Genomic DNA, 25093 nt, shown 5'->3' with positions numbered 1-25093 from the left:
TGAGTAATATGTTTGTCGATCAAGTCAGTGTCTACGTGAAAGCTGGTGACGGTGGTAACGGTCTAGTAGCTTATCGTAGAGAAAAATACGTTCCACTGGGTGGACCTGCAGGTGGTGACGGTGGAAATGGCGGAGATGTTGTTTTTAGGGTGGATGAAGGCCTGAACACATTAATGGATCTTCGTTATAACCGTCATTTTAAAGCGAAACGCGGAGAAAATGGAATGAGTAAAAACCAACATGGTAAAAATTCAGAACCACTAATTGTATCTGTGCCTCCAGGAACTACCGTAATAGATGAGGATACAGAGCAAGTAATCGCTGACCTAACCATTCATGGACAAGAAGCTATAATTGCAAAAGGTGGTAGAGGTGGTAGAGGGAACTCTCGCTTTGCCACACCTCGAAATCCTGCTCCAGATTTTGCTGAAAACGGGGAACCAGGAGACGAGAAAAATATTAAAGTTGAACTAAAGCTTATTGCAGATGTTGGTCTTGTCGGATTTCCAAGTGTAGGGAAATCGACATTCTTATCCGTTGTAAGTGCAGCAAAACCGAAAATTGCTGATTACCACTTTACTACACTAGCTCCAAATCTTGGGGTTGTTGATACGGGAGATCAGCGTAGTTTTGTCTTAGCTGATTTACCTGGTTTAATTGAGGGTGCACACCAAGGTGTAGGTTTAGGACATCAATTTTTACGGCATGTAGAAAGAACAAGAGTAATTATTCATGTCATTGATATGGCAGGAACAGAAGGTAGAGATCCTTTTGACGATTACGAAAAAATAAATACAGAACTTCGAGAATATGATGAAAAATTGATTACCAGACCACAAATTATTGCCGCAAATAAAATGGATATGCCAGGAGCAAAGGAAAACTTGGAGCTCTTTAAGGAACAACTTGGTAAAGATATTCCTGTATATCCAGTTTCGGCTTTAACGAAAGAAGGTCTAAGAGATATTTTATATGCAGTAGCAGACTTGCTAGAACAGATTCCTAAATACGCTCCTCAGATAGAGGAAACAGAAGAGAAAGTGGTTTACCGCTATCAGAAGGAAGATAAGGGATTTGTAATTAACCGAGATGATGATGGGGCTTTTGTCATCTCAGGTCCGAAGATTGAAAAACTATTTAAAATGACAGACTTCAATCGTGATGAAGCTGTTCGCCGTTTTGCTCGTCAAATGCGTTCCATGGGTGTTGATGAGGAATTACGTAAAAAAGGTGCTGAAGATGGAGATACCATCCGTATATTACAATTTGAGTTTGAATTTGTAGACTAGAGTTCTTCTCCTTAAGGAGAGGGCTCTTTTTATTATGGTAATTTTTTGACAGAGAACTCGACAGTGATACTCCACTTAAGAACGTATAGGAGTTTTTTATTCTTTTTGAATATGGTTCAACATTTCCATTTACTTTGCATATCTTGATATAGAGTAATTAGCCCAGAGATTATAGAAGTGAAAGGAGATCGTTCAACATTGAAAATTCATATTGTCAAAAAGGGAGATACATTATGGGAGCTGTCCAAATCGTATGGGGTAGATTTTGAGGCATTAAAAGCTGCTAATTCACATATTGCGAGTCCAGATATGATAATGCCAGGAATGAAAATTCGCATTCCAACAAATGCAAAAACAGTTAAAAAGGAGGCTGCAGTAAAAGAAATAAAAAAAGAACAACAAGTCCAAACACCATACAAGGATATTTCACCTAAACCTATTCCAGTGATTAAAGAAGATGATGAAAAGCCGACGATGGAGATCAAGCCAGAGATTCCAATGCCTCAAATGCCGCAAATTCCACAAATGACAATGCCGCAAGTAATGCAAGCTCCAACCATGGAACAAGAGCAAACAACCTATATGATGTTTAATTTTCCCGAAAGCTCAGAGAGTGTCGAGTCTGCAAAAATGCCAAAAGAACAACCGATACTGGAACCGGCTTATCAACAACCAATGTATCAACCGCACATGGTTCCTTGCTATCCAGTACATCCTTGCTGCTGTGGTGGACACCACGTATTTCCCATGCATCCGATGCACATGGCACCACCAATGCCGCATCCGACACAGCTAATGCCTATGCAGGATATGGATAACGGCGATTGTGGTTGTGGTGGAGGTACAGGATTACAAACTCCACCTATGGGTCAAATACCTCAATATGATCAAAATCAAGGCTTCATGCCACAGTTCGATCCAAACATGTATACTCAAGGCCAAGGTACGATGCCTCAGATAGGCTTCCAAAACCAAGGCAATATGCCACAAATGGGATCTAATATGACATTTCCATCCATGGCAGGATTAAATGAAAATGGTTTCCCAACCCCTCCTGGATTCGGTGAATTAAGAACCAATAATGAGGAAGAATCATCCGATTGAACAACCTAAGCAGAGACGATGCTAGAATCAATCGTCTCTCTTCTTTTTTATATTGGGAGGGGAACTTAGAGGCTGCCAAAATTCATCCAATAAAACGCAATGTTTACTACATTGAGACAGTATTTGGTGAGAAATACGTATTAAAAGGACATTCTAATGCTAGTAACCTGAAACAACAATGGGAGTTCTTTGAAAAGATTCGTTCTAGAGAAATTGTTCCTTTTGTACGATATCCGAATGGGAAGAGAGAAATTTCTACTGGAACAAATTACTATTGGACAATTTCTCCTTATGTCGCCGGTAGAAAACTCAATTACAAGTCAGAAATCGACCGTAAAAAAGCTGTCAATACAGTAAAAAGGTTTCACCAGCAGGCAAGTCATGTTCATATAAATAAGATGGTAAAAAAGCAATTATTTTTTAAACGGTGGGAAACGAGGCTATACAAATTTGAAGAAACGGAAAAGATTTTCTATAGCTATGGCCATAATATTTTGTATGAAGATATACGCAGGATGATGAGAAAGTATACGGAACTTGTATCGAACTTTAATTGGAACAAGGATCAATTAAATGCTGAAAGAAATGGAATTTGGGTACATGGTGATGTTGCTTCGCATAACTTTATTCAAAGTGAAAAGACGTGGTTAATTGATTTTGACTTATTACATTGTACCTCCCAGCTGTATGATTACATTCAGCTAGGGCAGCGTTTTTTACCTAACATTAATTGGGATGTAGAAACATTGCTTTCATATGGGATGGTGGATGAGAAAGACTTAGATAAGTATTTATTTTCTGTGTTTATTCCAAGTGATCTTCTCCGCGAATGGTTGCATTTTCTTACAAGAAAACGAAGTCAAAGTGTTGATTCCTATTTACTATCAATGGAAAAGGAATGGTTGAAACGAAAAGAGTTTTTACGTGATTCCATTCTTTTAATAAAGTAACGCCTATACGATTAATGGTGGTGTAGCTATCGAGTATCATATTTTACCGTATAAATTTTCCCACATATTTTTTCAAAAGGATAAATTAACCGGTTGTAAATAACCTCCCTTTAAGCAAACTAGCGGTAAGGGAGGTTATATTATGCGTGGAAAATTACTAATGGCACTCACAAGTGTATTGTTATTAGCTGCTTGCGGAAATGAGACACAGGAAGGTGCGAGTAGACCGAATAATGATAATAATACCGTTCAACCGATTAATTATGAGACAGAAGAGGAAGAAAAGGAGCGAACAGGTAATCAGGATAGATCAATTGGCGAATTAGGTGGTTATCCGCAAAGTGAACAAGAATATGTGAACGAAGGCGATCGAAACTTATCGGCTAAGAATGAAGATCGTTATACGAACGAAAGAACAATGCAGATTTCTGACTATCTGTCAGAAAGAAAGGAAATTGTACAAGCTCAAGTCTCAGAAACTGAAGATAGAATTATTGTTGCTGTCCAGACAGGTAATAAGTACTATCCTGAACTGAAGCAAACTATTGAAGAAGAAGTAAAACAAATCGTTAATGATAAAGAAATTGTGGTTTATACAGAAACAATTTGGTGGGATCGCATGCGAAATCAAAATAGCAGCCCGAATTTAATGGATGCTGAAATGGAACAAAATATAAATGACTTTTTTGGAAATGATTAAGCCTTTGTTATGCGCAAAGGCTTTTTCTAGATTGGATAGATTCAGAAAATGCCCCTACAATGAATTTGTGATAGAATAGGAAAAGGATTTAGAGTGGGGAGAAGATAACATGATTTCTTATGTACGAGGAAAATTAGTCTCAATTCAAGATGAGGCTATCATAGTAGATGTTCATGGGATTGGATATGAAGTAATTTGTCCCAATCCATTTACATTTCAAGATGCATTAAATAATGAACTTCAAATACATACTTATTTTCATGTTCGTGAAGATGCGCAAGTTTTATATGGATTTAAGAACGAGGATCAAAAATATCTATTTATCCGGTTACTTTCGGTCTCTGGAATTGGACCAAAAGGGGCGTTAGCCATTTTAGCAGGTGTTAATATTCCTGAATTTGTTGCTGCAATTGAACGAGAAGATGATAAATTCCTGACTAGCTTCCCAGGGGTAGGAAAGAAGACCGCTAGACAAATGATTTTAGATTTAAAAGGGAAATTAGCTGCTAACTTTACTATTACTGATGTACAGGTTGAAACCAGTGAAAAGCCTGCTGGACTAACGAATGAACTTAAAGAAGCAATGGAAGCTTTAAAATCCTTAGGTTATATGGATAGAGAAGTTAAGGCAATAATGCCACAGTTGAAAAAAGCACTCGATCCTGCATCTAGTAGTACAGATGATATTATTCGAAAAGCATTAAGTTTATTAATGAAAAAATAATAAGGGGGCATTATTATGGATGAGCGAATGGTAACAGGCGAATTACATGCTGAAGAATCCTCCGTTGAACTTAGTCTTCGCCCCACAACATTAACGCAATATATAGGTCAAGACAAAGTGAAAGAGAACTTGCGCATTTTTATACAGGCAGCCAAAATGCGAAACGAACCACTAGACCATGTTTTATTATATGGTCCTCCGGGACTTGGTAAGACTACACTTGCTGCAATCATCGCCAACGAAATGGGTGTTCAATTTCGTTCGACATCTGGACCAGCAATTGATCGAGCCGGTGATTTAGCAGCCATACTCACTTCCTTAGAGGCAGGAGATGTTCTATTTATTGACGAGGTTCACCGTTTGCCACGTTCAGTAGAGGAAGTTTTGTATTCTGCAATGGAAGACTTTTTTATTGATATTGTCATTGGAACTGGCCCTAGTGCAAGATCAGTTCGCATCGACTTGCCTCCTTTTACATTAGTTGGAGCAACAACGAGGGCGGGGTTATTATCTGCACCGTTACGTGACCGTTTTGGAGTCTTATCAAGGCTTGAATATTATGAGACTAAGGATTTATGTGCAATTGTGGAACGAACTGCTGAAATATTTGAAACGAAAATTACGAAAGAAGCGGCAGTCGAGATAGCAAGGCGTTCTAGAGGGACTCCTCGTATTGCAAATCGCTTATTACGACGAATTAGGGATATCTCCCAAGTAAAAGGTGAAAACGAAATTAGTTTAGAAACAACCGAAGTGGCATTAGGAATGCTTCAAGTTGATGATCGAGGATTAGACCATATTGACCATAAGTTATTAAAAGGTATAATTGATGGTTTTCAAGGTGGCCCAGTTGGATTGGATACTATTGCAGCAACTATTGGTGAAGAATCACAAACAATTGAGGATGTATATGAACCATACTTATTACAAATCGGTTTTATTCAACGAACACCTAGAGGAAGAGTCGTAACACAGAAAGCATATCAACATTTTGGTTTGAAAGTGAATGATGAAGCGTGAATTTAGGCAAGATGTTTATTATAATTGGTATTATTTTTTTAATTATAGGAGTAATATGGACCTTTATTGGCAGGTTACCAGGTGATATTTCCTTTAAAAAAGGAAACTTCACTTTCTATTTCCCAATTATGACTTCTATTGTAGTAAGCATCATTCTTTCACTCATTTTCTTTATACTAGGAAGATTTCGTTAAACTTATTAAAGGAGTAGCACCATGAACATAGAGGATTTTGATTTTGAATTACCAGAAGAATTAATTGCACAAACACCATTACGTGATCGTAGCTCGTCTCGATTAATGGTATTACAACGCGAATCGAAGGAATTGGAACATAAACAGTTCTCGGATATTAAAAGTTACTTAAAAGAAGGGGATTGCCTAGTATTAAACGATACTAGAGTACTTCCAGCTAGATTATATGGGGTGAAAGAAGATACAGGAGGGAAGGTTGAAGTTCTCCTGCTGAAACAACTTGAAGGTGATACATGGGAAGTTTTGGCTAAACCTGCAAAGCGTTTAAAAGAAGGCAGTACACTAAGCTTTGGTGACGGGAAATTAAAAGCAACTTGTACTGGTATTTTAGAGCATGGTGGTCGTATTCTGAACTTTGACTATGATGGTATCTTTTACGAAGTTTTAGACGAATTAGGTGAGATGCCATTACCACCATATATTAAAGAACAACTTCCCGAAAAAGAGCGGTATCAGACGGTGTATGCTAAGGAAAAAGGTTCTGCGGCTGCACCAACGGCGGGACTCCATTTCACAAATGAATTATTGGACGAGATAAAGAAAATGGGTGTTACCATTGCTTTTATTACACTTCACGTTGGCCTTGGAACATTCCGACCTGTAAGTGTTGAAGATGTAAATAATCATAAGATGCACTCAGAGTTTTATGTTATGTCAAAAGAAACCGCTGACGTACTAACTAAGGTGCGTGAATCCGGTGGAAGAATCATTTCTGTTGGTACAACTTCAACACGAACGCTAGAAACAATTACACGCGATCACAACGGCAAATTTGTAGAGTCCAGTGGTTGGACTGATATTTTTATTTACCCTGGTTTTGAATTTAAGGCTATTGACGGGCTAATTACGAATTTCCATTTGCCAAAGTCAACATTAATTATGCTAGTAAGTGCCTTTGCAGATCGAGATTTTATTTTAAATGCTTATCATGAAGCAGTAAAACAAGAGTATCGCTTTTTTAGTTTTGGCGATGCAATGTTAATTCTTTAGAAGAGGAAAGATAAGATGACTACACCAATACGATATGAGTTAATAAAAACTGACAAACAAACAGGAGCAAGACTTGGACGAGTGCATACACCACATGGTTCCTTTGAAACACCAATGTTTATGCCTGTGGGAACACTTGCCACAGTTAAAACAATGAGTCCTGAAGATTTAGAGTCCATGGGTGCAAAGATTATTTTGTCCAACACCTATCACTTATGGTTAAGACCTGGAGAAGAAATCATTAGAGATGCTGGCGGTCTTCATAAATTTATGAATTGGGACGGAGCAATATTAACGGACTCCGGCGGCTTTCAAGTGTTTAGTTTAAGCGACATGAGAGAAATTACGGAAGAAGGAGTTCACTTCCGAAACCATTTAAATGGTGAAAAACTCTTTTTATCTCCAGAAAAAGCGATGCAAATACAAAACGCTCTAGGTTCTGATATTATGATGGCATTTGATGAGTGTCCGCCATATCCTGCTACGCATGAATATATGAAGAAATCTGTTGAGAGAACTTCAAGGTGGGCAGAACGATGTTTGGCTGCCCATGAACGACCAGATGTACAAGGCCTATTTGGTATTATTCAGGGTGGGGAATTTGAAGACTTACGTAAACAAAGTGCACAGGATTTAATCTCTCTGGACTTACCAGGATATGCTGTTGGTGGACTTTCTGTAGGGGAACCAAAGGATGTCATGAATCGGGTCCTTGAATTTACAACACCTTTAATGCCTAGTGATAAGCCAAGGTATTTGATGGGTGTTGGTTCACCAGACTCATTAATTGATGGTTCCATACGAGGAATTGATATGTTTGATTGTGTGCTTCCAACTAGAATAGCACGAAATGGTACATGCATGACCTCAACCGGTCGTCTTGTAGTTAGAAATGCAAAATACGCACGAGATTTTGGTCCTATCGATGAAAATTGTGATTGCCATGTATGCAGAAATTACTCCCGTGCATATATCAGACATCTAATAAAATGTAACGAAACATTTGGATTTAGACTTACTACTTATCATAACCTCTATTTTCTGTTAAAATTAATGGAGCAAGTTCGTTCTGCAATCCGTGAAGATCGACTTGGTGACTTTAGAGAAGAATTCTTTGAAGCGTATGGTTTAAATAAACCGGATGCAAAGAATTTTTAATCTGCGTTTAGAAAACTAGTGTTTTTAAACGAAATGTCTGGAAAGGAGGGACAAGTATATGGAACAATTTGCAACATTAATACCGTTAATAGCAATGTTTGTTATTTTTTACTTCTTGCTAATTCGTCCACAACAAAAACGTCAAAAGCAAGTAAGACAAATGCAGTCTGAACTTAAAAAAGGTGATACTGTTGTAACGATTGGTGGTTTTCATGGTGTGATTCATGCAATCGATGAAAACACAGTTGTTTTACAAGCAGGAGATGGTACTAAACTTACATATGATCGCTCTGCGATTCGTGAAGTAACTACTGTTTAATATGCTTTAAAAGAGGCTTACCGTAATGGTAAGCCTCTTTTTATCATCATAATATCTCCTATCGTGTAATTGTACTTGGAAAAACTAATCTAGATAACCTGTTAATCGTTATTGGATGCAATATTTACACCGACCGCCCCGCCAAATAAAGCAGCAAGGATATAGAAGAAATGGTGAATTGCCTGTTGTAATGTAAATCCAACTTGGTAGCCTAAGTATTGTACTAGAAATGTGAAAACTGTAAAACCTAATCCTGTCATTATACCAATCATCCAACCTTTTTGTTTTCCCTTTGCTCCTGCAACTGCCCCTCCAATAAATAAAGAAATTAATCCAATAACAAGTGTTACCCAATCCGTTGCTGGTTCACTAAAGCTAGAGAATCTTAGCAGTAAGGCTATGGCCATACTCGAAACAAGGATTAATCCAAGTATAACAATCCATCCATAAAGTAGTGCCGTAAATTGTTGGTTACGCATAAATATCCCCCTCACAAATGTCCTTTTATAGTATTCATATTCTTGTCCACTGAAAAGTAGACGAGTTTTTTGAAAAATTTACTTCATCCATCTTTGTAAAAATGGAATTTGTTCTAATTCTTCTTTCGTGATGAATTTTAGTATGAAAAGTAGGAAAATATAGATGACCATTAATATTATTAATGAGAGGCCAAATAATAGAATGTTAGGATCATAAGTAATATAAAAATCATAAACTATCTTCCCAACGCTCCAAGTGGCTAGAATCAATGCTAACATCTTAACGATATCCATTATTGGAATATTAAAGTTAATTTCTTTACGTAACGCCGCTAAATGTAATAAGGTAATGAGGATGACACCAACGGACATGGCAATTGCAACGCCCATAATACCAAAACTTTCGTTAGAAGCTAGAATAAATAACACCACAAACTTAACAATAGCACCAATTAAACTATTCCACATGGCTGGTTTTGCCAAATCTAACGCTTGAAGAGCTGCTTGTAATGGTGACTGAATATAAAGTAAAATATAAAATGGTGCCATAAATATTAATATGGTACTAGCATTAGATGTTCCGTACATAAATGATAGAATTGGTACTGCAAAGATAGATAAGACAACAGTTGCGATTGCCCCAGATGCGAATGAAATACGAATTGACTGATGAATTCTGTAATGGATGAGATGATTTTTCTTTCTAGCATCAGCCTCCGAAATATTCGGTACTAGTGCTATCGACAGTGATTGGGTAATAAAAGTTGGTAAGAATAATAGAGGGAGGACAAATCCCGTTAACTCTCCATATTGTCTAGTGGCGATTGTACTTGAAATACCCGCTATGGCAAGGCTATGAGCAACTATAATTGGTTCTAGAAAATAAGAAAAAGAGCTAATCATTCTACTCCCTGTACTAGGCAGCGCAATAGAGAATAATTCTCTAATGGTTTGTTTACTTGATTTAAGATAAGAGAAAAAACGGTGCCGCATGCGGATGGTTTTTTTACTTTTAAATTGATAAATCATATAAAGTAAAGAAGCAAATTCGCCTAAGATCACACTAAACATTGCTCCAGCAGCAGCATATTCAATTCCATATGGAAGTAAGAGATGCACAAACAAGGCTACACAACTAATACGAACAACTTGTTCAATGACTTGAGAATAACTTTGTGGTTTCATATTTTGTACACCCTGGAAATAACCACGTAACACCGAAGACACAGCAACAATTGGTATTATTGGACTAACCGCAATAATCGGTAATAATGTCCTGTCATCGGTCAATAACGTTGTTGCTATAAATGGAGCTGCAAATATCATTACAACTGTAAAGAAAATACTAGAAATAGATGTTATGATTATAGAAACAACGAGAATTCGTTTGATTTTAGCTCTATCATTCTGTGCATCAGCTTCTGCAACACGTTTTGAAATGGCGATAGGCAGTCCAAGTTGTGTAAGCGTCATAACTAAAAAGAGCGTAGGAAGGGCCATCATATATAAACCGACACCCTCTTCACCCATGAGTCTAGCTACAACTAAGCGGTTTATAAAGCCTAGAAACCTGGTGATCATGCCTGCTAATATTAAAATTAGTGTGCCTTGTAAAAAAGTTTGTTTAGACAACATCGACGACCTGCCTTCTCAAAAAATAAAATTTCATATACAATGATATATATGCAAGATTAGTGGCCAAGCATGACAACTTGTCTTACGATTTATATTCTTTCTAGGTAGGTGAAGGTCTTGGAGATTAAAAAGACGGTTGAAGAATGGAAAGTGGAATTAAGACCTGCTTTGCAAAGTAAGGCAGAAGAATTTCAAATGATGGGGTATTCTAGAGCTACCGAAGAAGATGTATGGAAATGCTTATTGAAGAAAGTTTGGAAAGGAAATCCTAACAAACGAGTTCATGAGGTTTTCCAAGATGTCTTTCACCTTAGTTCAAATATTTATATGAGCTATTTAACAATAGATGCTTACCAAGATGATGACTTGATGGCTTCGATTGCAGCCCTAACCGGGAAAGATTAGCCCCTAATGTTTTACATACTCGGTTTCATACAGATTAAGGGAGGAACTTTTTATCATGAAGAATAAAGGACGCATTATATCCTTTTTCCTAATTGTTATTGCATTAGGACTTATCGTTGGATTATATACACCAAGTGTTGCTAAGGATATTAACCTTGGGTTAGATTTACAAGGTGGTTTCGAGGTTCTGTACGAGGTAGAGCCCATTGATGAAGGACAAGAAACCAACCGAGAACTATTGGAGGCAACCGTTCAGTTATTAAATGATCGGGTAAACAAATTAGGAATAAGTGAAGCTGTCATCGATATTGAAGGGGAAGACAGGATTCGAGTACAGCTTGCTGGCGTACAAGATCAAGCTCAAGCACGTGAAATGCTAGCTACTTCTGCGAGACTAACATTTCGTGATGTAAATGATAATGTATTATTGGATGGATCTGATGTTAAAGAGGGTAGTGCTAAGCAGGATTTCCATCCTGATACAAATGCCCCAATTGTTACGTTACAGCTAAAAGACGGGCAAAAATTCGCCCAAGTAACTAGCGATTTATCCAAAGAACCGAAAGGACAAAATCTATTAGTAATTTGGATGGACTATGAAGAAGGGGATTCTTTTAAAGAAGAAGTATTAAAACCGGACCATAAATTTGTCTCCGCACCAGGAGTAGATGAACCAATACCTGGTGGTAATGTAATGATTAATGGAACGTTTACCATCGAAGAAGCACAATACTTAGCAGACATTATTAATTCTGGTTCACTACCAGTTAACATGAATGAGATTTTCTCGACATCTGTAGGCGCACAGTTTGGAGAGCAAGCACTAAACGAAACGGTTACTGCAGCCATTATTGGTATAGCTATTATCTTTGTATTTATGATTGTTGTTTATCGTTTCCCAGGTATTATTTCTGTAATTTCGTTAAGCTTGTATACATTCCTTGTGCTGTTAATATTTGAATTATTAAATGGTGTCCTTACATTACCTGGTATTGCTGCACTAATACTTGGTGTAGGGATGGCAGTTGATGCGAACGTCATAACATTCGAACGTTTTAAAGAAGAGATACGCGAAGGAAAATCTCTACAAGCATCATTTAAGACAGGTACTAGTAACTCGCTAAGAGCTATTCTGGATGCAAATATAACAACACTTTTAGCTGCTTCTGTATTATTTGCTTTTGGGACAAGCTCTGTAAAAGGGTTTGCAACGATGTTAATTATTAGTATTATCGTAAGCTTCTTAACTGCAGTTTATGGTACAAGATGGCTTCTTCAATTATGGATAAAAGTGAAATTCTTCAAGAAAAATCCAGGTTGGTTTGGAGTTAAAAAGTCATCGATTAAAGATATACGTGATAATAGTGAAGTACCCGCTACATTTATTGGTAAAGAGTGGAATGTCGTTGACAATCGTAAGAAATTCTTTATTCTAACATCTATATTAGTTGTCATTGGAGTGGGATCTCTACTGTTCTTTAAGCTAAACCCTGGTATTGACTTTACAAGTGGGTCTAGAGTACAAATTATGGCAGAGGATAGTCTAGATGGAGAAGAAATAAAGAAAGACCTGCAAGAGCTAGGGTTAGAGGCTAAATCAGTCGTCTTATCTGGAGAGAATAATGAGTTAGCTGTTATTCGATACCAAGATGTTATTGAAGATGATAAAATTAGAGAACTGACTACGTATTTCTTAGATAAATATAATGTTGAACCTAGTGTCAGTGTCGTTTCATCAATCGTTGGTGAAGAGCTAGTGAAGAATGCGATTTATGCACTAGCGATTGCTTCTATTGGTATGATTATTTACGTAGCATTCCGATTTGAGTTCTTCTTTGCAATAACAACGATTATTGCTCTATTACATGATGTATTTATTGTGCTTATGATCTTTAGTATATTTAGAATTGAATTTGATGTAACGATTGTTGCTGCAATCCTAACAATTATCGGTTATTCGATTAACGCGACAATCGTAACCTTTGACCGAATACGTGAAAATATTCAACGAACGAAAAAGCCAGTTAAAGCATTTAAGGATCTCGCACATATAGTTAATAGAAGTATTGTACAGACGATGACTAGAACGGTGAATACAACAATAACAACATTAATAGCTGTATTAGCATTCTTGTTCCTAGGTGCTGAACCAATTCGAGGATTCGGTATAGCGTTAGCAGTTGGTCTATTTGCAGGAACTTATTCATCTCTATTCCTAGCTACACAACTATGGCTAGTTTGGAGAGGGAAAAGCATTAAAGAAAAACCAGTGGACTTTAGAAAGAAAAAGCGTGTAGAAGGGCCACAGGTGTAATATTACAATCCCCTTATGCTTGGAATAAGGGGATTGTTTTTTGTTTATAGTATAAAATAAAGTTTAGGTTAATTTTAAGGAGGAATATCGTCTCATGAAAGGTCAATCCTATGTCATCATTGCTATTATATTTATGATACTAGTCGCTATTTTTGCGGTTACAAATGTAAGTCCAGTAGAAGTAACTTACTTCTTTTGGAGAATGGAGTCCCCACTAATACTAGTTATTTTATTTTCTGTGTTAATGGGTGGAATTATAACAGCTGCAGTTGGTATGGTAAGAATGTTTAAAATGCAAAGGGAAATAAAGGTATTATATAGAGAAAATGATGGATTGAAACAACAAATTGATGAAAATAAGATTGTAGAAGATGTTATGGATAATGATGTAATCGATAAAGAATCAGATAGTTCTATATAGAATTTCTAATTGCGACCCCTGACTGTATTTGTGTATAATAGATTAGTCAGGGGTGAAATTATGTTACGAAGCAAGTCTAATTGGAAATTTGTTAGTACAGTTGAAGATGAACAACAATGGATGGATGACTCTCTAGAATTATCCCCCGTGATAAAAGAGCTATTGTTACAACGCGGTATACAATCGAATGAAGAAGCACAGGAATTCTTGATGCCATCAATTGAAAAGTTAATAGATCCTACGAACCTAGCATCATTAGACAAGGCGAAAGAGCGTGTTCTTCAAGCAATAGATGCAGGAGAGAGAATATTAGTCTTTGGTGATTATGATGCAGATGGAGTCAGTTCCACTACGATTTTAATCAAAACGTTACAGGAACTTGGTGCGAAATGTGATTTTTATATACCTAACCGCTTTACAGAAGGCTATGGTCCTAATGAGGCAGCCTTTAGAAATGCTTTTGATAATGGATTTACATTAATTATAACTGTCGATACAGGTATTGCTTCTGTACACGAGGCTAAGGTAGCAAAAGAGTTAGGTATCGACCTAATTATAACGGACCACCATGAACCTCAAGAAGAATTACCTGACTGTTTTGCTATTATACATCCAAAATGCTCACCAGACTATTCCTTTAAAGAACTAGCTGGAGCCGGTGTTGCATTTAAGTTCGCACAGGCTTTATTAGGCTATTTTCCGGAACATTTACTGGATTTAGTAGTAATTGGTACGGTTGCTGATCTTGTTCCACTAGAAGGTGAAAATCGTATCCTAGTATATTTTGGCTTACAGAAACTATCTGTTACTAAACGTGAGGGATTAATTGCTCTAAAGAAGCAATGTAACATAGAAGGAAAAACAACTGAAGAAGATATTGGATTCTTGATTGGACCTCGTTTAAATGCGGTTGGTAGACTACAAGATGCAGATTTGGCTGTGCATCTTCTTATGACAGAAGATCGTGAAGAAGCAGGGCAGCTTGCAGATATGGTAGGGGAGCTAAATCTAGAACGTCAAAAGATTGTTGCTTCAATCGTTAAGGAAGTAGAAGAGCTTACTGAGATTGATTCAGAAAAAGGAGTTATTGTAGTTGCTAAACAAGGTTGGAATGAAGGAGTGCTTGGGATAGTCGCTTCTAGATTAGTCAGGAAATATGACCGACCAGCAATTGTGTTAGCCATTAAAGAGAATGGTACAGCGAAAGGTTCGGCTAGAAGTATACCAGCGTTTGACCTATTCCAAAACTGCATGAAGATAAGAGAAGTATTTACCCATTTTGGTGGTCACTCTCAAGCAGCAGGGATGACTCTGCCAATTGAAAATGTGAAATTATTAGAAAGTAATCTCGATGAAATGATATGGCAAGAACTGTCACCGGAAGACTTTAAGCAAGAAGTTCAAATTAGTAAGACACTTAACCTATCCGATATTAATGAAGGCCTCATCGATGAAATTAGCAAACTGGCACCATTTGGGATGGCTAACCCAAAACCGAAATTCCATATCGCAAGTCAGCCTACTGATGTACGTCAGTTAGGGAATATGAAGAAACATCTGAAATTATTATTTAAGCAAGAGAATCATACTGTAGAAGGAATTGCCTTTGGGATGGGAGAATTGTATTCTTATATTTCTCCTCAAGCTACTGTTTCTGTAGTTGGGGAGCTTGGAATTAATGAATGGAATGGGATTCGAAAGCCACAGCTAGTTGTAGAGGATATGAAAATTAACCATTGGCAATTATTTGATCACCGAGGCAGAAAGCAACCGAATTTGTCAGCCTATCTTGATCAGTTTGATAAACATTTCATTATATATGATGATAGGAAAAGTCGTCCTTTTGAATTACCTGATGGAATGATGAAGGTAACCTATGAAGATGCAATAGAATTGGAAAATGAAGTAGAAGTACTCTATCTCCTTGATTTGCCACCAAGCCTGGAAAAGTTCCAGAAAATCATTCGTAAGGTAAGACCAGTGAGTATCCATGCTTGTTTTTCTGTTGAGCAAAGTGCCTACTTATCAGCTTTTCCAAGTAGGGAAGATTTTAAATGGTTATACTCTCTCATATGGAAAAAGCAGGAATTATATCTTCAAAAGGATATTAATGCTATTATGAAGGCTAAAGGATGGACTGAAGATATCGTAAACTTTATGTTAAACGTGTTTTCTGAGCTTGAATTTGTTAATATAAATAATGGACTTATTCAGTTGAATAAAACACCACAGAAAAAAGATTTACAAGAAGCGAACATTTATCAGGATCGTTTAAAACAATCACAAATTGAAAAAACTCTACTTTACGCAACATATGATGAATTATGGAGTTGGTTTCAAGATAGTATAGGACAGTTGGAACAACCTAAGGAGGAAATTACCCATGGATTATAAGCAATATATTAAAATTGTACAAGATTGGCCAAAAGAAGGAATTGAGTTTAAAGACATTACACCATTAATGGACAATGGGAAAGCATTCAAAGCAGCTGTAGATGAGATTGTTGAATTTGCTAGAGATAAAAGAATCGACTTAGTAGTAGGACCTGAAGCAAGAGGTTTTATTGTTGGGTGCCCAGTTTCCTATGCACTAGAAGTTGGATTCGCACCAGTTCGTAAGGAAGGGAAACTACCACGTGAAGTTATTAAGGTGGACTATGGTTTAGAGTATGGACAAAATGTCTTAACCATTCATAAAGATGCTATTAAGCCGGGACAACGCGTATTGATTACCGATGACTTATTAGCAACTGGTGGTACAATTGAAGCAACAATCAAACTAGTTGAAGAACTAGGTGGAGTTGTTGTTGGTTGTGCATTTTTAATCGAGCTTACTTATCTAAATGGGTTGGACAAGCTGGAAGGTTATGAAGTACTAACATTAATGAAATATTAAAATAGTAGGTCTGGTAGAAGGCAACTCTTCACCAGACCTCTTATAATACGTAAATGATTCTTTCATTCCTCAAATCGGAGACTTGGTAAGAAAATTAAAACTTTCTCTTTACATTTGCGTAATTTTTTTTGATACTAGAAAGAAAGTATCTTCTACAATAAAGGTGATAATATGGCGAAAAGTGACATTATAACAATTGAACAATTAGAAATACAGGCTCAGGGATACCTTTCAGCGGATGATGTGAAATTTATTATGTGGGCCTATGAGTATGCAGAAGAAGCGCACAAGGACCAGTACCGTAAATCTGGTGAAGCGTATATCATACATCCTATTCAGGTTGCAGGAATTCTAGTAGATTTACGAATGGATCCTGTAACAGTTGCTGGTGGATTTTTGCATGATGTTGTAGAGGATACCGATATAACACTGGAAATGATAGAAGAAGAATTTAATACAGAAGTCGCCATGCTTGTTGATGGGGTTACCAAGTTAGGGAAGATTAAATATAAATCTAAAGAAGCACAACAAGCAGAAAATCACCGAAAAATGTTTGTCGCTATGGCAAAGGATATTCGTGTAATATTAATTAAACTTGCTGATAGATTGCATAATATGAGAACGTTAAAATTTCTTCCACCTGAAAAGCAACGATTAAAAGCGAATGAAACGTTAGAGATATTTGCACCATTAGCACATCGTCTTGGAATCTCTGCTATAAAATGGGAACTTGAGGATATTTCATTACGATATTTAAACCCACAACAATACTATCGAATTGTTCAGTTGATGAAACAAAAGCGTGATCAGCGTGAATCTTACATTAATGAAGTAATTCAGGAAGTAACGAAGCAAGTTGAGGAAGTAAATATTGAAGCGGAAATTAACGGAAGACCTAAGCATCTATACAGTATTTATCAGAAGATGATAAAGCAAAATAAGCAGTTTAATGAAATTTATGATTTACTAGCTGTTCGGATCTTAGTAAATAGTATTAAAGACTGTTATGCAGTATTAGGAATCATTCATACTTGTTGGAAGCCAATGCCGGGTAGATTTAAAGATTATATTGCCATGCCAAAACAGAACCTTTATCAATCGTTGCATACTACTGTTATTGGTCCGAAAGGAGATCCTTTAGAAGTACAAATTCGTACAAAGGAAATGCATGAGATTGCAGAATATGGGATTGCTGCTCACTGGGCCTATAAGGAAGGGAAGCAAGTTAATCGAGATAAGAAGTCCTTTGAAGAGAAACTAACATGGTTCCGAGAAATTTTGGAATGGCAAAATGATACGCATGATGCAGAGGAATTTGTTGAATCCTTAAAGGTTGATTTATTCTCCGATATGGTTTATGTGTTCACACCTAAGGGAGATGTAATTGAATTACCTTCTGGATCAATTCCACTAGATTTCGCCTATCGAATTCATACTGAAATCGGGAACCAAACAATTGGTGCGAAGATTAATGGGAAGATGGAGCCACTCGACTATAAATTGAAAAATGGCGATATTATCGAAGTTTTAACTTCAAAGCATTCCTATGGTCCATCACAAGATTGGTTAAAGATTACCCAAACCTCACAAGCGAAAAATAAGATTAGACAATTTTTCAAGAAACAACGCCGTGAGGAAAATATCTCAAAAGGTAAGGATTTAGTAGAAAAAGAAATTCGTGCACTGGATGTTGAGCCAAAGGAAGCATTAACAGACGAAAATTTAAAACGAATCTATGAACGATTTAACTTTACTTCAGAAGAGGACTTGTATGCAGCAGTTGGATATCAAGGGATTACTGCCGCACTAGTAGCTACACGACTGACAGATAAAATTAGACAATCTCGCCTAAAAGAACAGGACCTAGCCCAAACAATCGAAGGGGCTAAGAACGAGTACAAGGAACGGAAAAAGTATAAGAAAGATTCTGGTGTTATTGTAGAGGGAGTAGACAATCTTCTTGTACGTCTTTCGAAATGTTGTAATCCAGTTCCTGGGGATGAAATCCTGGGATATATTACAAAAGGTCGAGGCGTATCCGTCCACCGTGCAGATTGTCCAAACGTTTTAACGGAAGAAGCAAAAGAGCGTCATTTAGATGTGGAATGGGAAGAAGATCAAACGCAAAAACAGTATCATGTTGACCTTGAGATTTCTGGATATGACCGAAGAGGACTATTGAATGAAGTTCTACAAGCGGTTAATGAGATGAAAACAAATATAACACATGTAAATGGTAGATCTGACCGTAACAAAATGGCGGTTATTCAAATAACCATTCTAATTCATAACACGAATCATTTACGTAAAATTGTTGAACGAATTAAACAAATCAAAGATGTATATGCCGTAACACGAACAATTCAGTAGAGGTTGGGACATAACTCAATCAAGGGCAGTAAAAGACGAATAAACACTATATTAGCCCCGGAAATATACGGAGACTCCTTGAAAAAGAAGACCGCTTTTTCTGCGTGCGATGTTTCGCTGCCGTAGCCTTCCTTGGGACTGCGGTTACTCGCCCCACCGAAAACATTTGTCCTGTGGGAGGATAGGCATAGGTGAGATCCCGGTGATGCACCTGCGTCTGCTAGAGTAGAGTCGCTACGAAGCAGGCTTCCTCGGTGCAAGGCTGCATAGAAGCATTCTCATGTAGTAGCCTGGCTCACCAGCCGCCCACGGCAAGGGAAACACTGCGAGGTACTTTCGAGCAGATGTTGCTCCTGTGCTGGAAGTAAAAGCGCAGTATATTTTCGGGGCGTGTTATATGCACTAATAACAATGTTCGATTTTACCTTTGATAGAAATACTTTTGTCTCAACCCCTTTTATATATCAAATTGGAAAAGGAGTATTTTACATGCGTGCTGTAATTCAACGTGCAAGGGATGCGAAGGTAACAGTCCAAGGTGAAGTTGTTGGAGAAATTAGAGATGGTTTTGTTATTCTTTTAGGTGTCACTCATGATGACACGATAGAAGATGCGGAATACCTAGCAAATAAAATTGTTCATTTGCGCGTATTCGAGGATGAGAATGAAAAGATGAATTTATCATTGAAAGATGTTGGTGGTGACATTCTCTCGATTTCCCAGTTTACCTTGTATGGAGATACAAGAAAAGGTAGAAGACCTAACTTTATGCAAGCTGCCAGGCCCGAACAAGCCAACACACTATATGAGCAATTTAATAATTTAATAAAAAATGAAGGTATAAACATAGCAACTGGTGAGTTTGGCGCAATGATGGATGTTACCCTTACAAACGTTGGCCCAGTTACATTGATATTGGATAGTAAAGAAAAATAGAGAGGATAGCCTCTCTATTTTTGTGTAGCGTAATAGCGCTGTAGACCATTTACGATTCCAGTAACTAATTTCTTTTGGTATGCATTTGTTGCTAATAATTGATCAATCTCAGGATTAGAAATAAATCCTAGCTCTATTAAGACCGCAGGCATTAGATTTTGTCGAATTACTTGAAAATCTCCAAAACCGACACCTCTATCACGATCGTTAGATTCTTTAATCATTTCTTGTTGAATAAAGGTGGCGAGTGATTCGTATTGTTCATGATAATAATAGGTGCTGATTCCAGTTGCATCTGGTAAATTAGGTACACTATTATAATGTAAGCTAATAAATGCATCAGCACGTGTAACATTTGATAACGTAGCTCTACTAGATAGTGTAGCAAAAGTTTCTTGATCACGCGTGATTAGAACTTCTGCACCTAACATCGTTAACTCCTGAGCTAGTACTTCTGCTGTCTTGTAAGTTATATCTTTTTCAAGAACTTCTCCTGCACTAATAGCCCCAGAATCATTTCCGCCATGGCCAGGGTCAATAACAATTTTTTTCCCCTTTAAACCTTGGGAAGCACTCTCTGTTTTCTTCTCTACTAAGTCTTTTAATACATAACCTTCACCATCATTTAACTTAACCTTTAGCCAATTGCCTTCTTTATCAATAACAGTTATTTTTTCGCCTGCTTTTGCGAAATGGACGATATCATAATCTGTAGAAGGTCCATTCCTGATTTGAGTTTTATCATGAGTAATGGTGATAGTTTGCTGTTCATTTACTTCTACTCCTGTTGAGACTTCACCTTGAATGGAAACGTAATCACTTGAGACCCAAGCAGTGTAGCCATCTAGCTGGATTTGAATCCAATTTCCTTGTTGGTCCTTAATTAAATAACGCTCACCAGCATTTACCTGTCCTATTCTTTCGTAATTTGTCCCCGGTCCAGTTCTAAGGTTTAGATTATCCTCATTAATAATGACTTCTGTAGTACTTGCTTGAACAGGAACAATTCCTACCATTAATAGCAAACCTAGAAAAATTACTATACCTTTTTTATACCGCAAAAAATTTCCTCCTATTAGATGCTAGATAACATAGAGTTTCTTTTCTATTTTAATAAATAATATCGATTTAGGCAAAACTAGTCTTATCTAAAAGGAGGCGGTACTATTGCGTATGAACGAAAAGCATTGGAGTACACATAATAATCGGGATATATTTGGTGTAAACTTACATAAGTTTATTGAAATGGAAGGGGCTTCTGGGCACATGGAAATAGCACAAGAATTGGGTATAACATTAGGCGAAGTAAAAGCTTTAAAGAAAAAGATTAATCGTACTTGACATTCATCTTGCAAAACATTATGATAATATTCATTCAAGTATCTTGAACGAAAATGAAATATCCTATGAAGGAAAAAGTAACTAGTCATTGCATGGTAAGAGACGAAATGCCTGAGGCTGAAAGCATTTTGCATGACAACCTAGTGAAAGACATTCCTGAGGATCTTTATTGAACGTGTTTACTAGTAAATATAGACGTCTTGCAGGCGTTAACTGTGAAAAGAGGATGCAAGGTTTGCATCAACTAGGGTGGCAACGCGGGTAACTCTCGTCCCTTTTTTAATAGGGACGGGAGTTTTTTGTATTCTTTTTTAAGTTTTTTTATATGATACATAGTCTTAGGAGGATGAAAGAATGAATATTAAAGCGCCAAGGGGAACGGTAGACATTCTACCAAAAGATGCCCAGAAATGGCAATTTGTCGAAAATAAAATAAAAGGAATATGTGATAAATTCCATTTTGATGAGATTCGTACGCCGCTATTCGAACATACGGAAGTATTTGCTCGTGGAGTAGGGGACTCTACGGATATCGTTCAAAAGGAAATGTATACATTTGAGGATCGCGGAGGAAGAAGTTTAACACTACGTCCAGAAGGTACAGCATCTGTGACGAGAGCATTTGTACAAAATAAACTTTATGGTGAACCTAATCAACCTGTGAAGTTGTATTATTTTATGCAAATGTTCAGGAACGAACGTCCACAACAAGGGCGAACACGCCAATTCAGTCAATTTGGCGTTGAGGTATTAGGGAGTGCTGATCCAGCAATTGATGCAGAAGTTATCGATTTAGCAATGACTGTTTATAAGAGCTTGGGGTTAACTTCTTTAAAACTAGTAATTAATTCACTTGGTGATTTAGAAAGTAGAACGGAATATCGAAAAGCGTTAGTTGAACATTTTACACCACATAAAGCAGAACTTTGCCAAGATTGTCAGAATAGATTGGACCAAAATCCTTTGCGTATTCTAGATTGTAAAGTAGATAGAGATCACCCATCAATGAAAATAGCACCTTCTATTCTAGATTATCTAAATGATGAATCCAAAAGATATTTTGACCAAGTAAAATCCTATTTAGATGCAATTGGAATACCTTATGAAGTAGATCCCAACCTAGTAAGAGGACTTGATTACTACAACCACACGGCCTTTGAAATCATGAGTGAAGCAGAAGGGTTTGGTGCTATTACAACACTTGCTGGTGGTGGAAGGTACAATGGTCTTGTTGAACAATTAGGCGGACCGGCTACACCAGGTATTGGTTTTGGGATGGGACTTGAGCGGCTATTGCTTGCATTAGAAGCTGAGAAAATCGACATCCCTGTAGAAGATGAGTTGGATTGTTATCTAGTATCCATGGGAGAACAATCTAAGTCAGAAGCAGTACGTATCGTGCATGACTTACGAATAAATGGTATTCAAGTTGACCAAGACTACCAAGGTAGAAAAATTAAAGCCCAATTCAAAGCAGCCGATCGATATAAAGCAAAATATGTTCTCGTATTAGGAGAAGAAGAACTAGAAAAGCAAATCATAAATGTGAAGGAAATGGCTACTGGAGAACAAGTAGAAGTTCCTCTAAATCAATTGATTGACACAATGAAGGAAAAGCTTTTAGGAGGAAAATAAGATGAGTAAAAGAGTACTTGCCGGGACAATCCGAGAAACAGATGTTGAAAAATCAATTCTACTAAAAGGTTGGGTTCAAAAACGACGTGACTTAGGGGGCCTCATTTTTATCGACCTTCGAGATAAGTCTGGGATTGTTCAAGTTGTTTTTAATCCAGACCATGAAGATGCATTAAAAATAGCAGAGTCAGTACGTAGTGAATATGTAATCGAAGTATATGGGCAAGTCGTTTTACGCGATGAAAATACAATAAATCCTCAAATGGAAACAGGTACGGTAGAAGTCATAGCATCACAAGTTTCTATCCTAAATAAAGCGAAGAATCCACCTTTCCTAATTCAAGATGAAACAGATGTATCAGAGGATTTGCGTCTAAAGTATCGTTATATTGATTTACGCCGTGGTTCACTTCAGGAGACCTTTAAGAAGCGTCATCAAATTACACAAGTGGTTCGTAACTTTTTAAATGATGATGGTTTCTTAGAAATGGAGACTCCTATTCTAACTAAAAGCACACCAGAAGGGGCGCGTGATTATTTAGTTCCGAGCCGTGTACACCCAGGGGAGTTTTATGCGTTACCTCAGTCACCACAGTTGTTTAAGCAATTAATTATGATGAGTAGTTTTGAGAAATATTATCAAATTGCTCGCTGTTTCCGTGATGAGGATTTACGTGCGGATCGTCAGCCTGAATTTACACAAATTGATATTGAGACTTCTTTCATGACTAGTGATGAAATCATGACAATGGCTGAGCATATGATGCAGAAGGTAATGAAAGAGGTAAACGATGTTGACATTGAATTACCTTTACCACGTATGCCTTATCAAGAAGCTATGGATCGATATGGTTCCGACAAACCTGATACTCGGTTCGACCTAGAATTGATTCATGTATCGGATGTACTAGCAAACTCAGAATTTAAAGTTTTCAAAGGGGCAATTGAAACTGGCGGAAAGGTTGCTTTATTGAATGTAAAAGGGGAAGCAACTAACTTCTCTCGTAAAGACATTGATAAATTAACTGAGTTTGTCAACGTATACGGGGCAAAAGGATTAGCTTGGTTAAAAGTAGAAGGAGATGAATTGAAAGGTCCAATTGCGAAATTTATTTCTGATGAAGAAAAGCAAGGGCTTAGTGAACGTGCAAATGCAGTTGATGGGGACTTATTATTATTTGTAGCTGATAAAACTTCAGTTGTATATGATAGTCTAGGTGCATTAAGATTAAAATTAGGAAAAGAGCTTGGATTGATCGACGAAAGTAAATTTAATTTCTTATGGGTTACCGATTGGCCACTATTAGAATACGATGAAGATTTGGGCCGTTACTTTGCTGCTCATCATCCATTCACAATGCCGTTTGAGGAAGACCTTGAAAGGCTTACTACGGATCCGGCAAGTGTACGTGCTAATGCTTATGACTTAGTATTAAACGGATATGAATTAGGTGGAGGTTCTATTCGTATCTATAAACGTGAGCAACAAAATCAAATGTTTAAGGTACTAGGATTTACAGAGGAAGAAGCGGAAGAACAATTTGGTTTTCTACTGGAAGCGTTAGAATATGGAGCTCCCCCACATGGTGGTATAGCTCTGGGGCTAGACCGCATCGTAATGTTACTGACAGGTAGAAGTAACCTAAGAGATACAATATTATTCCCTAAGACTGCTTCAGCATCAGATTTGCTTACAGATGCGCCAAGTGAAGTAAGCAGTGCACAACTAACTGAATTATCTATTCAGTTGAATCCAAAATTATGATTAAATATAAGAGATGTTTAAAATCTGTAACATTTGTAATGAATACTTCATATAAAGAGATATTGAATACACCATACACGTGTGTTAAGATAATTTTACAAACGTAATGCATTACGGAATAAATCAATCCTGATATGTTAGTCTATAAAAATACGTTTTGACCGAACAGTATAAAATAGGGAGCCTGATTGTTTTTGCATGGCATACATGCCTCGTTATCTTAACGAGAGGACGTATAAAATGTGAAACAAGGCACCCACCTGCGTGAAGCGGGGATCAAAACATTGCTATAGACGGCATAATTGGGATTGATGAATACATAGTAGACAAAGAGGCTGGGACATAACTAGCCAAAAATAATTAAAAAATGGTTCCGATCATCGTTTTT

Annotated in this window: 23 protein-coding genes, 1 other RNA gene and 1 other annotated feature; of the genes, 21 read left to right on the top strand and 3 right to left on the bottom strand. The window is 37.2% G+C overall.

What is annotated here, in order from left to right; all coding sequences use genetic code 11:
* Nucleotides 1–8: 8 nt before the first annotated feature.
* From obgE to yajC, 10 genes are all read left to right on the top strand, one after another.
* The gene (gene obgE / locus TE34_RS06510) at nucleotides 9–1289 is read left to right on the top strand and encodes a GTPase ObgE (protein WP_047984030.1); all 1281 of its coding nucleotides are present in this window, start codon (nucleotides 9–11) and stop codon (nucleotides 1287–1289) included.
* Nucleotides 1290–1487: 198 nt separating this feature from the next.
* Complete coding sequence (safA, locus tag TE34_RS06505; protein ID WP_053074991.1) at nucleotides 1488–2393, top strand: SafA/ExsA family spore coat assembly protein; 906 nt, start codon at nucleotides 1488–1490, stop codon at nucleotides 2391–2393.
* Nucleotides 2390–3343 carry a phosphotransferase gene (locus TE34_RS06500; protein WP_047984029.1) on the top strand — a complete coding sequence of 318 codons (954 nt, stop codon included), beginning with the start codon at nucleotides 2390–2392 and terminating at the stop codon, nucleotides 3341–3343. The genes safA and TE34_RS06500 overlap by 4 nt, the downstream gene beginning before the upstream one ends.
* Nucleotides 3344–3485: 142 nt before the next feature.
* Complete coding sequence (locus TE34_RS06495; RefSeq protein WP_053074990.1) at nucleotides 3486–4043, top strand: YhcN/YlaJ family sporulation lipoprotein; 558 nt, start codon at nucleotides 3486–3488, stop codon at nucleotides 4041–4043.
* Between the two features lie 109 nt (nucleotides 4044–4152).
* Nucleotides 4153–4767 carry a Holliday junction branch migration protein RuvA gene (gene ruvA, locus TE34_RS06490; protein ID WP_047984028.1) on the top strand — a complete coding sequence of 205 codons (615 nt, stop codon included), beginning with the start codon at nucleotides 4153–4155 and terminating at the stop codon, nucleotides 4765–4767.
* 15 nt (nucleotides 4768–4782) lie between these two features.
* The gene (ruvB, locus tag TE34_RS06485) at nucleotides 4783–5787 is read left to right on the top strand and encodes a Holliday junction branch migration DNA helicase RuvB (RefSeq protein ID WP_047984027.1); all 1005 of its coding nucleotides are present in this window, start codon (nucleotides 4783–4785) and stop codon (nucleotides 5785–5787) included.
* Nucleotides 5788–5798: 11 nt separating this feature from the next.
* Nucleotides 5799–5981: a DUF2905 domain-containing protein gene (locus TE34_RS20595; protein WP_084710645.1), complete on the top strand. Its 183-nt coding sequence runs from the start codon at nucleotides 5799–5801 to the stop codon at nucleotides 5979–5981.
* A gap of 21 nt (nucleotides 5982–6002) precedes the next feature.
* Nucleotides 6003–7031 (top strand): tRNA preQ1(34) S-adenosylmethionine ribosyltransferase-isomerase QueA, encoded by a 1029-nt coding sequence (queA, locus tag TE34_RS06480; RefSeq protein ID WP_047984026.1) that lies wholly within the window; start codon nucleotides 6003–6005, stop codon nucleotides 7029–7031.
* A 15-nt stretch (nucleotides 7032–7046) separates the two neighbouring features.
* Entirely contained in the window at nucleotides 7047–8189 is a 1143-nt protein-coding gene (gene tgt, locus TE34_RS06475) for a tRNA guanosine(34) transglycosylase Tgt (protein WP_047984025.1), read from the top strand.
* A 58-nt stretch (nucleotides 8190–8247) separates the two neighbouring features.
* Nucleotides 8248–8508, top strand: coding sequence for a preprotein translocase subunit YajC (yajC, locus tag TE34_RS06470; RefSeq protein WP_047984024.1), 261 nt, complete (start codon nucleotides 8248–8250; stop codon nucleotides 8506–8508).
* Nucleotides 8509–8609: 101 nt separating this feature from the next.
* Here yajC and TE34_RS06465 read toward each other — a convergent pair whose 3' ends face one another.
* A complete protein-coding gene (locus TE34_RS06465) occupies nucleotides 8610–8987 on the bottom strand; it encodes a TIGR04086 family membrane protein (RefSeq protein WP_053074989.1) in 378 nt (125 codons plus the stop codon).
* Nucleotides 8988–9065: 78 nt separating this feature from the next.
* Nucleotides 9066–10622 carry a stage V sporulation protein B gene (gene spoVB, locus TE34_RS06460; RefSeq protein ID WP_084710642.1) on the bottom strand — a complete coding sequence of 519 codons (1557 nt, stop codon included), beginning with the start codon at nucleotides 10620–10622 and terminating at the stop codon, nucleotides 9066–9068.
* Nucleotides 10623–10739: 117 nt separating this feature from the next.
* On the opposite strand from spoVB, the gene TE34_RS06455 reads away from it, so the two are divergent.
* The 7 genes from TE34_RS06455 to dtd all read left to right on the top strand — a co-directional run bounded on the left by TE34_RS06455 (nucleotide 10740) and on the right by dtd (nucleotide 19964).
* Nucleotides 10740–11027: a post-transcriptional regulator gene (locus TE34_RS06455; protein WP_047984023.1), complete on the top strand. Its 288-nt coding sequence runs from the start codon at nucleotides 10740–10742 to the stop codon at nucleotides 11025–11027.
* Nucleotides 11028–11082: 55 nt separating this feature from the next.
* Nucleotides 11083–13341 carry a protein translocase subunit SecDF gene (gene secDF / locus TE34_RS06450; protein ID WP_047984022.1) on the top strand — a complete coding sequence of 753 codons (2259 nt, stop codon included), beginning with the start codon at nucleotides 11083–11085 and terminating at the stop codon, nucleotides 13339–13341.
* 94 nt (nucleotides 13342–13435) lie between these two features.
* A complete protein-coding gene (locus TE34_RS06445) occupies nucleotides 13436–13762 on the top strand; it encodes a LapA family protein (protein WP_047984021.1) in 327 nt (108 codons plus the stop codon).
* 60 nt (nucleotides 13763–13822) lie between these two features.
* Nucleotides 13823–16156 carry a single-stranded-DNA-specific exonuclease RecJ gene (gene recJ, locus TE34_RS06440; protein ID WP_047984020.1) on the top strand — a complete coding sequence of 778 codons (2334 nt, stop codon included), beginning with the start codon at nucleotides 13823–13825 and terminating at the stop codon, nucleotides 16154–16156.
* Entirely contained in the window at nucleotides 16146–16658 is a 513-nt protein-coding gene (locus TE34_RS06435; protein ID WP_047984019.1) for an adenine phosphoribosyltransferase, read from the top strand. The genes recJ and TE34_RS06435 overlap by 11 nt, the downstream gene beginning before the upstream one ends.
* Nucleotides 16659–16829: 171 nt before the next feature.
* Nucleotides 16830–19028: a RelA/SpoT family protein gene (locus TE34_RS06430; RefSeq protein WP_047984018.1), complete on the top strand. Its 2199-nt coding sequence runs from the start codon at nucleotides 16830–16832 to the stop codon at nucleotides 19026–19028.
* Nucleotides 19029–19517: 489 nt separating this feature from the next.
* Nucleotides 19518–19964, top strand: a complete 447-nt coding sequence (gene dtd / locus TE34_RS06425) for a D-aminoacyl-tRNA deacylase (RefSeq protein WP_047984017.1) — start codon at nucleotides 19518–19520, stop codon at nucleotides 19962–19964.
* Nucleotides 19965–19978: 14 nt separating this feature from the next.
* On the opposite strand, the gene TE34_RS06420 is transcribed toward dtd, so the two are convergent.
* Nucleotides 19979–21025 carry an N-acetylmuramoyl-L-alanine amidase gene (locus TE34_RS06420; protein WP_047984016.1) on the bottom strand — a complete coding sequence of 349 codons (1047 nt, stop codon included), beginning with the start codon at nucleotides 21023–21025 and terminating at the stop codon, nucleotides 19979–19981.
* Between the two features lie 106 nt (nucleotides 21026–21131).
* Between TE34_RS06420 and TE34_RS21200 the strand changes: the two genes are divergently transcribed.
* The 4 genes from TE34_RS21200 to ssrS all read left to right on the top strand — a co-directional run bounded on the left by TE34_RS21200 (nucleotide 21132) and on the right by ssrS (nucleotide 25018).
* Entirely contained in the window at nucleotides 21132–21305 is a 174-nt protein-coding gene (locus TE34_RS21200; protein ID WP_169749089.1) for a hypothetical protein, read from the top strand.
* Nucleotides 21306–21361: 56 nt separating this feature from the next.
* Nucleotides 21362–21584 (top strand) — a binding site (T-box leader).
* A 75-nt stretch (nucleotides 21585–21659) separates the two neighbouring features.
* Nucleotides 21660–22940 carry a histidine--tRNA ligase gene (hisS, locus tag TE34_RS06415; protein WP_047984015.1) on the top strand — a complete coding sequence of 427 codons (1281 nt, stop codon included), beginning with the start codon at nucleotides 21660–21662 and terminating at the stop codon, nucleotides 22938–22940.
* Between the two features lies 1 nt (nucleotide 22941).
* A complete protein-coding gene (gene aspS, locus TE34_RS06410) occupies nucleotides 22942–24705 on the top strand; it encodes an aspartate--tRNA ligase (RefSeq protein ID WP_047984014.1) in 1764 nt (587 codons plus the stop codon).
* A 123-nt stretch (nucleotides 24706–24828) separates the two neighbouring features.
* Nucleotides 24829–25018: non-coding RNA, 6S RNA (gene ssrS / locus TE34_RS20405), on the top strand.
* Nucleotides 25019–25093 lie beyond the last annotated feature (75 nt).

Source organism: Ornithinibacillus californiensis, from assembly GCF_001038485.1.
In the GTDB taxonomy this organism is placed as follows: domain Bacteria; phylum Bacillota; class Bacilli; order Bacillales; family Amphibacillaceae; genus Ornithinibacillus; species Ornithinibacillus californiensis.
The sequence above is the reverse complement of the archived record's forward strand: the minus strand, read 5'-3'. Positions and strand labels throughout refer to the sequence as shown.